Source organism: Acinetobacter sp. TWP2-2-3 (assembly GCF_049896445.1).
Classification (GTDB): domain Bacteria; phylum Pseudomonadota; class Gammaproteobacteria; order Pseudomonadales; family Moraxellaceae; genus Acinetobacter.
Genome location: NZ_JAFCUI010000021.1, coordinates 1 through 15305 on the forward strand (window position 1 = coordinate 1; position 15305 = coordinate 15305).

Genomic DNA, 15305 nt, shown 5'->3' on the forward strand with positions numbered 1-15305 from the left:
TTTTGCCAGTGTTGATCTGTCAGCATGGTACGAGGCATAGCGAATAGTAAAATTGGGTTTGGCGATTTGATTTTACTACTTCGCTATTTTTTTAAGCTAAAAGTGTCAACACACCCTAGATTGTTTTAAATTTATGCACTCAACCCAGAAAATCATTTTTTTTATGGAAATGCGTTTGACACCCCCCTGTTTTCACCCTATTATACGCCCACCTCTGAAACGTCCCTATCGTCTAGAGGCCTAGGACATCGCCCTTTCACGGCGGTAACCGGGGTTCGAATCCCCGTAGGGACGCCAATTTTCAGAAGTACATTTTATTAAGTCCCTATCGTCTAGAGGCCTAGGACATCGCCCTTTCACGGCGGTAACCGGGGTTCGAATCCCCGTAGGGACGCCATTACTTCAAGCTAAAAGTAGCGGTTTTAAAATTTATCTTCTGTACTGTCCCTATCGTCTAGAGGCCTAGGACATCGCCCTTTCACGGCGGTAACCGGGGTTCGAATCCCCGTAGGGACGCCATATTCGAGATGGTAACATCTCAACAAAAAGCCCGAGCATTGCGACTCGGGCTTTTTTTTATCTTGCAAATTTTATTTCTGAAAACTTTAAACCTTGTTTTTATCATTCGTTCAAATCTAGCTCTCTTTCTGGGGGCTGCCATCCCATTCTTAATTTTACAATTTGTATTGTTTTAACATTTCTATGCATAGAAATATCCGTTCATTTTCATTTAAAGCAATACACCAATAAATTAGAACAAAAATTCAACACCCTGCTTTTAGAGGGCACGTTAAGGTAAATCAAGAGAAATCTGCAAGGATCAGATTATGTTCGTCAGCACAGAGCTAAGTTTACCTTTATCGCCAAATAAAAATCATAATTATCAAATTAAAAGCTTTAAGGATTGGGTCGACTTTTTTCAAGATACTGAAATTTCGACATATACCAAAACTGAAAAAGCTGAATCTTATTTGAGCGATCTGATTAAAAATTTAAATATTGATACTCTCGGATGGTTAGATCAGCCCCCACAGGTTGAACAGCATCTTTTAGAACAACATCATCAAATCTGTGCCACTTTCCAGACCTATGTCAATCGCCGGAAACAGCAACAGCCCCGGGAATATTTTCCGACGGTTTCTCATGCTTTCGAATTCCTGGCGAAAGTTGCACCGGTTAAACTGGTCGATGGTGCTTGGTTGTATTCAACCGTGCCAAACTGTAATCAGCCCGAGTTGAAAGATTTGATTTACATCTATCTCGAAGAGCTTGGTTTAGGGCATCCGCGTGCCAATCATGTCACCATGTATCAGGACCTGTTGAGTCATTATGAGCTGAACAGTTATGCCGAGCATTTGGATGACAGTTACTACGAACAGGCTGCCGTACAGCTCGCACTGGCTTATGCCCCGGCCAAATACCTACCTTTGGTCATTGGCTTTAATCTCGGCTATGAACAGTTACCGCTGCATCTGTTAATCACCAATTATGAACTGGCTGAACTGGGTATCGATCCACATTATTTCAATGTGCACATTACTATTGATAATGCTCACAATGGTCATGCGCAGAAATCCCTGCAAGCATTTATCCAGCATTTTAATCATGCAGAAAACCCGGAAACTTATCTGGAGCTGATTAAAAAAGGCTATGTCCTGAATGACATCGGCAAAAGTTCTTCTCAGATTATTAAGGAACTGGACATTGAACAGATGGCTTTAAAAGTGTTCCAGAATAAAGCGCTGATTGGTCAATATATTCATAATCAGAAATGCCAGTTTAGTGGCAAGACCATCAATGACTGGTTATCCGATCCTGCCCAGATTGCCGAGTTTTTGCAGGTCATGATTGAAAAAGGCTGGATCGTAAAAGATGCACCAGTGGAACAAAGCCGTTTCTGGAAAATGATAGATCATCCGGAAGGTAAAATGTTTGGGGTCTTTAATGCGACCGAAAAACAGATTATTAGAGACTGGATTCAGGGGGCAGGCTTGGCAACTCGCCTATCGTCACGTAGTGCAACTCCTTCACAGGCAAAAATTGAACCTGCAATGAGCCGCATGGACCAGCAGCGCTTAAATCAGTTAAAAAGCCGTTTCATACGCTGTGAAGGTGCTGAACAGAAAATTGATTTACTGATTCCTTATACTGCACCGCATATGCATCATACTGAAATTGGTTTATGGGCGACTCGTCAGTTAAGCCAGTTATTATTTCCTTTTCAGACCCAGGCGATGCATTATTCCTAAAGCACCCCTAAGTGCCAGAAATTAAAAAACCGGACATTTGCAGTGTCCGGTTTTTTAATAAAGATTAAGCCGATTTTCGCGAGTTTAATTGTCCCTTGATCACCGCTTTGACATTGCCTTTCAGATACTGCAAAAAGACCTTTAGTGGTGACAGCTTTGGATTAGGCTGCTTGCCTTTGGCAATTTCTTTAAACTGCGCGGCATACCAGATGATTTCCATAATCGCCATTTTGTCGACCATTGGAATACCGGTTTTAATTTTCTCAACCGCATAACGTACATCATGCCCTGCAACCAGACGATTGCCCAAGTCAGGTTCTACCGCAAAGGGACGTGCAATCCCGACAAAATCACAAGCACCACTGTCAAGCGCGGCATTCATGCCTTCAACAGTTCGGAATCCACCAGTGACCATGATATGGCACTTCACTTCCTGACGGATTTTTTCGGCAAAATCGAGGAAATAGGCTTCACGGGCAATGGTTGAAGCTTTGCGTTTGTCTTCTTTTACACCAGCCATGGCAGGCGCTTCATAACTACCGCCGGATACTTCAATGATATCAATCCCGGCTGCATCCATCGCCTTAAAGACATAGATCACATCTTCTTCACTTATACCACCGCGCTGAAAGTCAGCAGAATTCAATTTGACTGAAATAATGAAATTTTCTGAGCTTGCAGCACGGACAGCCTGATAGGTTTCCAGCAGAAAACGGGTACGATTCTCAATACTACCACCCCATTGATCCTGACGCTTATTGGTTAGCGGTGACAGAAACTGGCTAATCAGATAACCATGTGCCCCATGCAACTGCACCCCCTCAAATCCTGCTTTTTCACAGATGGCAGCCGAAGTGGCAAAGCGCTGAATAATATCCAGGATTTCATCTTCGCGCAGTTCCCGTGGGGTTCCAAAGCTCATGGCCAAAGCCGGACTAAAGGATACTGCCGAAGGTGCAACCGTTTCTTTATTCAGACCTTTGGGACACTGGCGGCCCGGATGCGACAACTGGACCAATTGTACCATGCCATGCTGTTTGCCTACGTCGGCCCAGACTTTAAGCTGCGCCAGATCGCGTTCTGTTTCTACCACTACGACGCCCGGTTCATTCTTGGCACGATAATCCACCATGACATTACCCGTAATAGCACAACCCAAGCCACCTTCGGCCCATGCTTCATACAACTTGAAATGTGCCTGATTGGGCTGGCCGGCATCATTGGCCAGTGCTTCACTCATGGCACCTTTAATGATGCGGTTTTTAAAAGTGATATTGCGAATTTGAATGGAATCGGCCAATTGAGTCATGATCTGTCCTGATACGTTACTTTTATTTTGTACTCGTTTATAACGTAAGCCAGAACAATTGACAATCAGTCTTGTCAAATTTACACAATTTTTATCTGCTTATTTTCTTATGGTTAAAGATTTTTGTGATTTAGTTTCTTGGATCAAAAGCATCCCGTACCGCTTCTCCCATATAGATCAGCAAACTCAGTACAATCGCCAAACTAAAGAATCCCGACAATGCCAGCCACGGCGCATTTAAGTTGTTTTTGGCCTGAAGCAAGAGTTCCCCGAGGGATGCCGAATCGGGTGGCAGACCATACCCTAAAAAATCCAGCGCTGTCAGTGCAGTAATATTGGCGGTTAGCATAAAAGGTAACTGTGACAGGCTAGAACCTATCACATTGGGAAGAATATGTTTGAACATGATCCGTCCATCCCCGGCCCCGATACTTCTTGCTGCCCAGACATATTCCAGATTTCTGGCGCGCAAGAACTCAGCGCGCACCATACTCACCAGTGTGGTCCAGCCAAATAACAGCATGATCAGAAATAGCCAGTAAATACTCGGAGTAAACAGACTGACCAGTACCATCACCATAAACAGCATCGGTAAACCACTCCAGACTTCGAGTATGCGTTGCCCGATCAGGTCAATCCATCCGCCATAATAACCCTGAATTGCCCCTACTAAAATTCCCAACGCTGCAGACAATAGAGTCAGAGCAAAACCAAACAGTAATGAAATCCTTAAGCCATATAGAATCCGTGCCAGAACATCACGGCCCTGATCATCTGTTCCCAGCCAGTTTTGCGCACTCGGTGGCGAAGGCACTGGTACAGCCAGTTCAAAATTTGGCGTTTGAGAGGAAAACGGAATGATGGGCCAGATCGCCCAGCCCTTTTCTGCAATCAGTTGCTGTACAGCGGGATCTTTATATTCTGCTTCTGTCTCAAATACCCCACCAAACGTGGTTTCTGGATAGGATTTCAGGATGGGCAGATAAAAAGCATGATCATATTTCACCAACAAGGGCTTATCGTTAGCAATCAGTTCTGCACCCAAGGAAATGATGAAAATAGCACTGAAAATAATAAAGCAGCCAAAGCCCAGCTTATGCTGCTTAAAACGTTGCCAGCGTGCTTGCATCAAGGAAGACATTATTGTGATCCTCGACGTGAACTGAAATGAATCCTTGGATCAATCAGTTGATAGAGCAAATCACTGAGTAAACGCAGTATCAGGCCGAGCAAAGTAAAAATAAACAAAGTACCAAAAATCACCGGATAGTCACGCTGAATAATCGCCTCAAAGCCTAAAACACCCAAGCCATCCAGATTAAAGATAATCTCGATAAACAGGTTTCCCACAAAAAACACCCCGATCAGAACTTCAGGCAAACCTGCGATAAGCACTAAAATGGCATTCCGGAATACATGCCGATACAGCACTGCATGTTCAGTTAAACCTTTGGCCCGCGCAGCCAAGACATATTGCTTAGTCAGCTCTTCTACAAAGGAAAATTTGACCAGATAGGTCAAACTGGCAAATCCGCCAAGCACCATGGCCAACAGCGGCAAGGCCATATGCCAGAAATAATCCTGAATTTTCGCAAAGAATGAGAGTTCAGCAAAATTTTCAGAGCGAATTCCCTGCAAGGGAAACCAGTGCAGATAAGACCCACCAGCAAAAAATACGATGAGTAAAATGGCAAAAATAAAGGCTGGAATGGCATAGCCTACTGCCAACACTAGAGAGGTAGTCTGATCAAACAGACTGCCATGTTTTCGGGCTTTTCTAATCCCTAAAGGAATGGAGACCAGATAAATCAGCAAGGTACTCCACAGGCCTAAAGAAAGCGATACTGGCAATTTTTCCCAGATGAGTTCAGTCACAGGTTTGTCTTTGAAAAAACTCTGCCCCAGATCAAACTGCGCATAACGCGTTAGCATTTCCCAAAATCGAATATGCAGCGGCTGGTCAAAGCCGTACTGGATATTAATCTGCTCAAGCATCTCCGGTGTGAGGCCTTGCTTTCCCTGATACTGCAATCCGGTATGCGCCAAACCATTGACCTGTTGCGCCTGATAAATCGCCTGCTCCACCGGACCACCGGGTGCCAGCTGGATCACCATGAAATTGATCAGCAAAATGATCAGCAAGGTTGGAATCATCAGCAACAGACGTTTGAGAATATAAGTGCTCATGGCACTCCCTGATAGGCTTGGAGCTTAATGCTGTTTGAAATAATCAGCCACATGTCTGGCCTTTTCTGCATCGACCCACCAGTAATCAATCCCGGCGGAGAGTTTAGGTTTTCGTTGCGGCTGCTGATACATATTCCAGTAAGCATACCAGTATTCGCCCGTACCATAAGTCAGAATATGATAATAGCCTGCTCGCAGTAAACGGTCTAATGCTCGGGTACTATTCACCAGCTGTTCACGGTTTTGAGCTTGAGTCACCTGCTGAATGACTCCATCAATGGCCGGATTTCGAATACCGGCATAATTATAATTACCTGACTGCGCTGCGGCCTGACTGCCCCAGAACTGTTTCTGCTCCTGCCCCGGTGTCAGGGATTGCGGCATGGTATCAACAATCATATCAAACTGATAATTCCGCAGCCGTTCATAATATTGCGCGGTTTCTACCATACGAATGCTGGCCTGAATGCCCAAGCGTTTTAAATGACGTAGATATGGCATCAGATCACGCTGCTGTTCTGCCTGATGCAACAGGAACTCAATCTGTACCGGTTGACCCGCAGCATTGACCAACTTCCCCTGTTGATAACGATAGCCTGCCTTTAATAGCAATTGACGGGCCTTTAACAGATTGTTCCGGTTAAAACCGGAGGCATCTGACTGAGGATATTTCCAGTCCTTAAGTACCGCCTGACGTTGAACCTGATCAAGCTGCTTTAAATGGGGTTTTAAAATGTGCAGTTCTTGAACACTTGGCCGTCCATGAGATGCCAGCTCGCTATTGGAAAAAAAGCTGTTCAGGCGCTGATATTCACCATAGAACATGGCTTTATTCAGCCATTCAAAGTCATAGGCAAAACTCAAGGCTTGCCGGAAACGGATATCGGCAAAAGGCTGACGGCGGGTATTGAATATCAGACTCTGGGTCGGAATCGGGTTGTGATGCTGAAAGCGGTAACGCTGCACCTGTCCTTGCCGAACGGCAGGAAATTGGTAGTCTTTCACCCAACGGTTGACCTGTTTTTCCTCATGCAAGGTAAATTGGCCCGACTTGAAAGCTTCGAACTTGATTTCAGGGCTACGATAATAACGATACTTGATCCGGTCAAAATTATAACGCCCGCGGTTGACCATCAAGTCTTTGCCCCAATATCGGGGATTGCGTTTATAGCTAATACTACGTCCAGCATCTATGTGTTCAATGACATAAGGCCCTGAACCCAGCATCGGTTTCAACGTCAATTCTTTAAAATTACGCTTTTGCCATTCCTGTTTAGAATAAATGGGCATCTGCGCGACAATCATCGCCATTTCCGGATTATGTCCGGATTTAAAATGCATTTTGACCTGTAAAGGTGACAGGACTTCCAGCCGGTTTAAATCAGCCAAATACATCTGCAGGCCAAAATTGGACTGGGTCTGAAACAGTTCAAAACTGTATTTGACATCTTGTGCAGTTACCGGCTGGCCATTACTAAACCGTGCTTTCGGATTTAAATGAAAAATAATAAAGGCGGTTTTCTTGGGGTCAAAACTGACTTTTTCCGCCAGCAAGGGATAGTACACACCGGGCTCATCCAGTGACTTGGACAGCAAACTGTCAAAAATATAGTTGCCCCCTTCAGTGACATTGCCCTTGCCATTCATGCTGTTTAAATTATCGAAACTGCCATCAGCTGCTAGAATCAGCGTACCGCCTTTCGTTGCTTGCGGATTGGCATAAGGCAGGGATTTGGCCTGGGCATATTTCGGCTGGTTATATAGCGCGATATATGGGGTGGTGATCAGGGCTGCCCAACTGCTACTCACGAGCAGCGGGGCTAGCCAGATAAACCTGAAAGTTTTAAATAAATGAGCGAATCTCATGATCCATTCATTAATTCGGTACTTTAATCACATCGCCAATACGCAATTGCGTATTCGGTTTGAGATCATTCATTTCCGCCAGTTCATTGCTGTTCATACCATAGCGTGAAGCCAGACCGATTAAGGTATCACCGCGTTTGACTTTATAATCAGTCACCAGTTTTGGAATCTGAATGGTTTGACTGACCCTTAATCCTGCGCGTGGACTTAGATTATTTAATTGAGCCAAGTCGGTCACGCTTATGCCTAAACGGCTGGCGATTGCATTCAGGGATTCGCCTGATTTAACGGTATAGGATTCAGTTGCCTTAGAAGCTACAGGCTTAGTTGCCACTTTCACATCTTCAACTTTTTTATCTACCGGAAAGTCACCCTCAATTTTTAAACGCTGACCAATACGCACCGTACTATTGGTATTCAGGCCATTTAAATCTGCCAGATATTTCAGTTGTAAATGATACTGACGTGCAATAGAACTTAAGGTTTCACCTGACTTCACCACATGCGAATCCGATTTTGTATTCTTCGTCGCAGTTTCAGCAACCACTTCACGTACCGGTTCAGCAACTTCACCACTGAGTTTCAGGCGCTGTCCCACACGCAAGCCGGCATTACGTGACATGCTATTCAGGCTCGCCACCTGGTCCATTGACAGATTGTATTTTGCGGCAATACCGGTCAGCGTATCACCCGCTTGAACCGTATAGGTTTCAGGGATCTGACTGCCGGCTGGAATCTTGATGGTCTGACCTATACGTAAACCACTATTGGCAGACAACCCATTCAATACAGCCAGTTCAGAAACACTCAGCATGCTTTGACTGGCAATGCTATACAGGGTTTCACCGCGTTTGACCTGATAGTTTTCAGTCGCAGTCTGATCGACTTTGACATTTTCAAACTTCTGCTCAGTTTTCTGGCTAGATGCCGTTAGCCCTTCAACTTCCTGAAGTGGTACATTGATTTTCTGTCCCACCATCAGACTGCTACCGGCAGTCAGACCCGACGTTAATGATGCCAGTTCGGTATTTGAAAGCCCGTAACGATCGGCAATCAGTTTCAGATATTCACCGCGTTTCACCGTATAAGATTTGGTCTGAACCTTGGCAGTTTCAGCTTTTTTAATCTCTTCAGCTTTAGATTTAGAGGCAACCGTTTCTTTCAGTGACAGCTTTTGCCCAACAAACAGACCGCTATTGGTACTCAGTCCATTAAAATCAGCCAGTTGTTTCACGCTAAAACCAAACTGATTCGCTACGCTAGTCAGAGAGTCATTGGCCTGAACCACATAAGTTTCCGGCTTTTCTTTGGCTTTGCTGGCTTCCTGTACCGGTTTGGCATCATACAGATAAATGGTGGTACCCACATACAGCGGAGAATTTGGATCAATCTGGTTCCATTTCGCCACATCACGCCAGTTCACCCCATTTTTAGCCGCAATCATTGCCAGATTATCACCTGGTAACACCTTATAGGTACTGCGTTTGCCTTTTGGAGCAACCACCACCACTTCAGAATCAGTCTTGACGTAATTTTTGCCCTGATTCAGCTGGGCTTCAACCGAATTCGCAGTGGTATTGTCAGCAACTTCTTTTGGATAAGAGAAGCCTTTTGTCAGTTCTTTACCTTGCTGCTCAGCCACAGACAGGCTGGTTTGAATGGCAGTCAGCTTGATTTTGCCATCATAAGGATCAACAATTTCTGTGCCAGCCGGCGCCAATGCTTTCAGCTCTTCAACCACTTGGGCCTGTTCTGCCGGTGTTGCGACAGGCTGCAGAATTTCATCTACAGTTTTCTGAATATCCTGTGCGATGACCGCCTGCTGAACTTGTTGACGCTCAGCTGCAGAAATCGGTGGTTCGACCTGAATTTGTTTCGCTGGCGCTGCAGGTGTTACAGCTACCGGAATACGCGGCGCACTTGGAATTGGCAAATCACTTTGTGCCGCAAAACTGGCTAAAGCAGATGAGCCTTTAGGTGTCGAAATCTTTTTCGTAGTCTTCGTTACAGTATTGGCCGTTGTCGCGGTACTTACCGCTGCTGTGACGACAGATGGCGTACTTGCAGCTTTCGCCGGAGTCGTTGTTTTAGCAACGGTCGTTACAGGCTGATTACTAACAACCGCTGGCGGAGTCTGTTTAGAAGGCGTAATCGTTTTCGTATTTAATTCTGGCGGTGCAGCTCTGGTGGGCACCACTGTCGTCGTATTTCGCGGCAGGCTGCTCGTGTTACTCGCCCATAAACCGCCTGAGCCGGATAATTTTTTCAGCTTCTCATCGACTGAAGGACTTAGGTCAGCTGGAATCAGAATACGGCGCGGACTTGCAGGATCAATATGATCACCACGATGACCCGGGTTTAATTGATACAGTTCTGCACGGCTTAGACCAGTGATGGCTGCAATTTCATTTAAACTGGCAACACCGACCGGTACTTCACGGAAATGCGGACGGTTGGCAATCGGTGGCAAACTCACCCCATAACTGCCCGGATTTTTAATAATTTGTGCAACTGCCAGAAAACGTGGCACATAGCTCATGGTTTCTTGTGGCAGTTTCAAGGACCAATAATCGGTGGGCAGACCTGCAGCTTTGTTACGGTTAATTGCCTGCTGGATACGGCCTGGGCCGGCATTATAAGAAGCGAGCGCCAATTCCCAGGAACCAAACTGGTTATACAGACTGCCTAAAAATTCATAGGCTGCACGGGTCGATTCCACCACATCACGACGACCATCGTATAAAGAAGTCTGCTTTAAACCATAAATGCGGCCGGTACTTGGAATAAACTGCCATAAACCTGCTGCCGCCGCACTACTGGTCGCTGCCGGGTCATAAGAACTTTCAATAATCGGTAACAGTGCCAACTCGGTCGGCATGCCACGGCGTTCTGCTTCTTTTACTGTGTAATATAAATAACGTGATGCACGCGCACTTAAACGATCCAGATAAGGCTGACGTGAAATAAACCAGCCACGCTGCGCATCAATCCGCGGATTCCAGACACTTAAGTCCATCTTGAAACCTACGGTCATGCGTTTCCAGACATCACCATGTTTCAGAATCTGTAAACGGTCGCCTTCGACTGCACGCATATCCGTTGCAGAGAGTAAATCTTCGAGTCCATCCAGACTACTGGCATCCAGATATTGTGATCCAACCTGCTTGCTTGATGCTGTTTGGGTCGCACTTTGTGTAGATGAACAGCCCGTCAGTCCTAGAGAAGCAAGCGCAGTTCCCAGTACAGAATATTTTAAAAATGTAGGTAATGTCGGCTGCCACAAAATTGCGGTTGGTTTATACATAAAGAAATCCAAACAACTCGTATATAAATTTATTTTTTAGATATGCCATTGTAGTGAAGCATGTCGAAGACTCAAGCCAATAATTTACCGCGATTTCACGTTAAATGTTACAAGAAATTAAAAAATCCCGGACATATAGATTGATCGACTGCATTTGCGCTATACAATAAGCCTTCCAGCTTGTTCTATTTTGATCGGATTTAATCTATGTCACACACTATCACACTTTATGTTGATGGCGCCTGTCGCGGCAACCCGGGTTTAGGCGGCTGGGGTGCGTACATTGTTAATGGCCAACAAGAACACAAAATTTATGGCGGTGAAGATCATACTACCAATAACCGCATGGAACTGACGGCTGCGATTGAAGGGATTCTGTTCTGTGACAAGCAAGACAAACTGGTGATCTATACCGATTCCAAGTATGTCAAACAAGGCATTACCGAATGGATTCACGGCTGGAAAAAGAAAAACTGGAAAGACGTCAAAAATCCGGATCTGTGGCAAAAGCTCGATGAAGTCTGTCAGGGACGTGACATCGAATGGCACTGGGTCAAAGGTCATGCCGGACATCCGGGCAATGAAATGGCCGATCAGCTGGCCAATCTGGGTGCTGATGAAACCCTGAAAAAATCCAAGCAAAGCCCTTCAATGTCTGAAGATAAAAAAAAATCTGAACCCGACTGGTTGCTAGACGATCCTTTCGGTCTGGATCTGGCTGAGAGTGAAGAAGAGCTGGAAGACCTGCCGGAAGAAATCATCGAAGTGACTGTTGAAGAAATTGTACAGACTGAAGTTTTAGCAACGGACAGCAATAAAGATGCTTCATCTTCAGACGCATCTGCCTCGACTGAGCTACATCCGCAAATTGTCATTACACCAGCAAAGCTACAGCTGCATGGCCCACGACAACTGATTCTGGATACTGAAACCACCGGTTTTTATTATCAGGATGGTGACCGGATTATTGAAGTCGGCGCGCTGGAAATGATTAACCGCAAACTGACCGGCAGCTCGATTCATATCTATATCAATCCGAAAACACCGGTCGGCGATTCCGTGAATGTCCACGGGATCACCGATGAATTCCTGCAAGACAAACCGCTGTTTGAAGAAATTTCTCAAGTGCTGTTTGACTATTTACACGGCGCAGAAATTATTGCGCATAACGCGACTTTCGATATGAACTTCCTGGATATGGAATTCAAGCGCGCAGGTTTTAAAGCGCTCTCCGAGGTTTGTGAAGTCACCGATACCCTGGCATTAGCCAAGTCCAAACATCCCGGGCAGAAAAATTCGCTGGATGCCTTAGTGCGCCGTTACGAGATTCCACAACGCGACCGTACTTTCCACGGTGCCTTGCTTGATGCGGAAATCCTGTCGGATGTTTATCTGGCGATGACCGGTGGACAAGTGTCTTTTGATATCGATGCCCTGTCTCAGTCTGAAGACCAGAACAGCCGTTCAGGGATGGCCAGAGTTGAAATTGAATTGCCGGTGATTCTTCCGTCAGAACAGGAATTGCAGGAACATGAGAATTGGGTCAAACAATTCGAAGAAAAACATGGAACTGCTTGCCTTTTCGCAAAATAAAATCTACATTTCCGGGGATACTTTAGGTTTAAAACTATCGTTCTTCAGTTATAGTAAATACAAAGAGGCCCCGTAGTTTAAAGCGGGGGCTCATATATAGATAATACTCCAGGAAAGGTGCAGATCATGTCTTACCAAACCTCTATACATTTTGATCCAACAGCTTTACTGATAATAAAAAATGAGGTTGATAACTCGATCAAGTTAGTCGAATCAGCAGTAAGCACCTTGGTAGAAGACCAGACTTTACCTTTTGGTATTGATGATGCATTAAATCAGTTCGAACAATGCGCCCAGGTTCTGGCACTCATCGACATGTCCAGTCTGGCAAAAGTCGCTCAATATTCAGCAGAATTAATGCGCAAGATTATGGGGAATCCGGCGCAGGTTAATACTCAAGAAGTGATCGCCTTGAGTGAAGGCACCACCATGCTGAAACGCTATATCGAATTTATCTGTTTGCGTGAAGTGAAAATTCCACAGTTTTTGCTGGATACCCTGAACCGTCTGGAACTGGCTTTGGGTAAACCACTGACGACTGAAGGCCAGCATGTAGAATCGCTATTAGATTGCGTCACTCCTGATTTTGCGCTGCCACAGGCACCAAGTCTGGAAAAATCCCAATATGTACACCGTCTGTATAAGCTGTCACTCAACAAGCTGATCAATCAGGAAGAAAGTGAACTGGATTTGCAAGCCATCAAACTGGTGGGGGCTTATCTGGCCGGACTTGCAGAACAACATGACAGCAAGCAGTACTGGAATCTGGTATATGTCGCGTTAAACAATATTGAGCACCTGCTGATTAATGAGCCACGTCTACGCACCTTGGTGAGCATTGAGCGCAACATGGCACAGTATTTTAGCTCGGCAGACAGCTTCAAGGCTTCGCTGGCTGATCTGGCCAATGTGCTCAGCCTATGTATCAGTCAGGAAGATGAAACTGCGCAATCTATCCGTAGCCAGCTCAATGTTGGCGATGACCTACTGACCGATATGCAATTACAGGTCTTCAGTCGCCACCTGTATGGTCCTGACTTTGAAACCATGCATACCATCAGCGAGTTGGTGACCACGGAAATGGCACAGATTCGTAATGACATCGAGTTCAACTATCAGAATATGACGCCTGAAAAGACTCAGGAATTACAGGCTCAACTGAATAGTTTGGCCAATATCTTCAAGGTGTTGAACCTGAATGAAGCCTATCATGACCTGACCCGTCAGGCTGCTTCACTGAGCCAGCCCGAGATTATGCAGGATGCCAGCTTTGCCCAGCAGTTGATGAATGTCATTCTGTCTGCCATGAACTCGATTGGCGTACTGGAACGTCATCACACTTCGAGCCGCTTGCAGCTGCGCGTCAACAACATGAATATTTCTCTGGACCGTCTGGATGAAGCACACGCTGCTTTACTCACAGAAACCAAGGCCCTGATCGAGCTTTCTAGCCAGATTCTCAGCAATTACCTGCAAGATCATGACTTGACTGCCCTCGAACCTGTTCCTGTACAGTTTTGCGAGATTGGCGGCGCGATGCTGTTCCTGAATGCAGAACATGTTCGTACTGCATTCACCACCACTGCAGAATTCATCAAGAACCGTATTGATCTGTCGATTGCATTAAGTCCGGAAGAAATTCATCGTGCTTTAGACACCCTGGCCAGTGCCGACATGATGATTGATAACTTAAAGAACAAACAGCCTGTATTACAGGCGATGTTTCAGGTAGCATTGGACAGTAGTGAGAAACTCAAAATAGTTGCCTAATGTCCAAATTATCACTTGCTTATATTTTTCAACAACAGCAACTGCTGGTCGATCAACACTTTCAACTTCCACGGGTTGAAGCCTTAGCAAGTGATTTGCTACTCCACACGGGTGATCAGGTGATTGCCCGTGATCTTCTTCCCGATGAGCCGATTCCTGCAGGCTTGCAACTGGTTCCCATCCGTCAGCTGTTACAGTTCTGGAATACCCAGCAATTCGAACAGGCCAGCCGCGCAGTACAACTTTTAGAATGGCGTCGTAACCATAAGTTCTGTAGTCATTGCGGTACAGCGACTGAAGCGCATGCTGTTGAATATGCCATGGTCTGCCCATCCTGCAACTACCGGCAATATCCACGGGTACAGCCTTGCGTTATTACTGTTATTACCAAAGGTGAAGACGAGATTCTGCTGGCCAAAAATGCACGTAATACTAAAAGCCAGATGTATGGACTGATTGCCGGTTTCGTTGAAGTGGGTGAAACGCTGGAAGATGCAGTACGTCGTGAAACGCTGGAAGAAGTCGGTCTGCATCTCAAAAATATCCAGTATCTGGCCAGCCAGCCCTGGCCTTTCCCAAGTAACCTGATGATTGCCTTCAAGGCAGAATATGCTGGTGGTGAGCTACAGCTGCAGGAAGAAGAAATTAGCGATGCGCAATTCTTTAAATTCGATCAGCTGCCTGAAATTCCGTTTAAAGGCAGTATTGCCCATGCCATGATCATGCATGTGACTCAAGGTACGGCAGTCTCAGACGACACCAAGACCTGGCTATAAATCTGCACTCGAAAGATTTAGCTCAACGGCTTAAAAAAGAATCCAGGGGAGATCATCCACTGGATTCTTTTTTATCTATTGCTTAGGGTCTGTTGACATTTACTGTTCATAATTAACCCTATAAAGGTAGCTATAAAAATATACAGGCTAAAGCAACAGAACTTTGATAATTTCTTTTGAGCTTGTCATATCGAGTAGCTATTCCTCTAAATTGCTTTAATCTACAAAACATATTTTCAACTAAATGCCTG

The 15305-nt window shown here is 45.4% G+C and carries 9 protein-coding genes, 3 tRNA genes and 1 pseudogene; 7 read left to right on the forward strand and 6 right to left on the reverse strand.

From position 1 onward, the window contains the following. Positions 1 to 221 precede the first annotated feature (221 nt). From ACP7AK_RS14990 to ACP7AK_RS15005, 4 genes are all read left to right on the forward strand, one after another. Positions 222 to 297: transfer RNA gene (locus ACP7AK_RS14990), tRNA-Glu, on the forward strand. Positions 298 to 321: 24 nt separating this feature from the next. Continuing rightward, positions 322 to 397, forward strand: a tRNA-Glu gene (locus ACP7AK_RS14995). A gap of 46 nt (positions 398 to 443) precedes the next feature. Further along, a tRNA-Glu gene (locus ACP7AK_RS15000) sits at positions 444 to 519 on the forward strand. Between the two features lie 308 nt (positions 520 to 827). Then, the gene (locus ACP7AK_RS15005; RefSeq protein ID WP_425880184.1) at positions 828 to 2249 is read left to right on the forward strand and encodes an iron-containing redox enzyme family protein; all 1422 of its coding nucleotides are present in this window, start codon (positions 828 to 830) and stop codon (positions 2247 to 2249) included. 64 nt (positions 2250 to 2313) lie between these two features. On the opposite strand, the gene ACP7AK_RS15010 is transcribed toward ACP7AK_RS15005, so the two are convergent. The 5 genes from ACP7AK_RS15010 to ACP7AK_RS15030 all read right to left on the reverse strand — a co-directional run bounded on the left by ACP7AK_RS15010 (position 2314) and on the right by ACP7AK_RS15030 (position 10915). Further along, positions 2314 to 3558, reverse strand: coding sequence for an NADH:flavin oxidoreductase/NADH oxidase family protein (locus ACP7AK_RS15010; protein WP_425880185.1), 1245 nt, complete (start codon positions 3556 to 3558; stop codon positions 2314 to 2316). A gap of 130 nt (positions 3559 to 3688) precedes the next feature. Beyond that, positions 3689 to 4699, reverse strand: coding sequence for an ABC transporter permease (locus ACP7AK_RS15015; protein WP_425880186.1), 1011 nt, complete (start codon positions 4697 to 4699; stop codon positions 3689 to 3691). Continuing rightward, positions 4699 to 5745, reverse strand: coding sequence for a microcin C ABC transporter permease YejB (yejB, locus tag ACP7AK_RS15020; RefSeq protein WP_253146170.1), 1047 nt, complete (start codon positions 5743 to 5745; stop codon positions 4699 to 4701). Before yejB ends, ACP7AK_RS15015 begins: the two co-directional genes overlap by 1 nt. Before the next feature lie 24 nt (positions 5746 to 5769). After that, complete coding sequence (locus ACP7AK_RS15025) at positions 5770 to 7611, reverse strand: extracellular solute-binding protein (RefSeq protein WP_425880187.1); 1842 nt, start codon at positions 7609 to 7611, stop codon at positions 5770 to 5772. Between the two features lie 10 nt (positions 7612 to 7621). Continuing rightward, positions 7622 to 10915 carry a LysM peptidoglycan-binding domain-containing protein gene (locus ACP7AK_RS15030; protein ID WP_425880188.1) on the reverse strand — a complete coding sequence of 1098 codons (3294 nt, stop codon included), beginning with the start codon at positions 10913 to 10915 and terminating at the stop codon, positions 7622 to 7624. A gap of 207 nt (positions 10916 to 11122) precedes the next feature. On the opposite strand from ACP7AK_RS15030, the gene dnaQ reads away from it, so the two are divergent. The 3 genes from dnaQ (at position 11123) to nudC (ending at position 15054) form a co-directional block, all read left to right on the forward strand. Continuing rightward, positions 11123 to 12508 carry a DNA polymerase III subunit epsilon gene (gene dnaQ, locus ACP7AK_RS15035; RefSeq protein WP_310076536.1) on the forward strand — a complete coding sequence of 462 codons (1386 nt, stop codon included), beginning with the start codon at positions 11123 to 11125 and terminating at the stop codon, positions 12506 to 12508. A gap of 126 nt (positions 12509 to 12634) precedes the next feature. After that, positions 12635 to 14278 (forward strand): chemotaxis protein, encoded by a 1644-nt coding sequence (locus tag ACP7AK_RS15040; RefSeq protein WP_262458150.1) that lies wholly within the window; start codon positions 12635 to 12637, stop codon positions 14276 to 14278. Next, positions 14278 to 15054, forward strand: coding sequence for an NAD(+) diphosphatase (gene nudC / locus ACP7AK_RS15045; protein ID WP_425880189.1), 777 nt, complete (start codon positions 14278 to 14280; stop codon positions 15052 to 15054). The genes ACP7AK_RS15040 and nudC overlap by 1 nt, the downstream gene beginning before the upstream one ends. A 130-nt stretch (positions 15055 to 15184) precedes the next feature. On the opposite strand, the pseudogene ACP7AK_RS15050 reads toward nudC, so the two are convergent. Beyond that, a pseudogene (locus ACP7AK_RS15050) lies at positions 15185 to 15305 on the reverse strand (IS5/IS1182 family transposase); the annotation flags it as partial.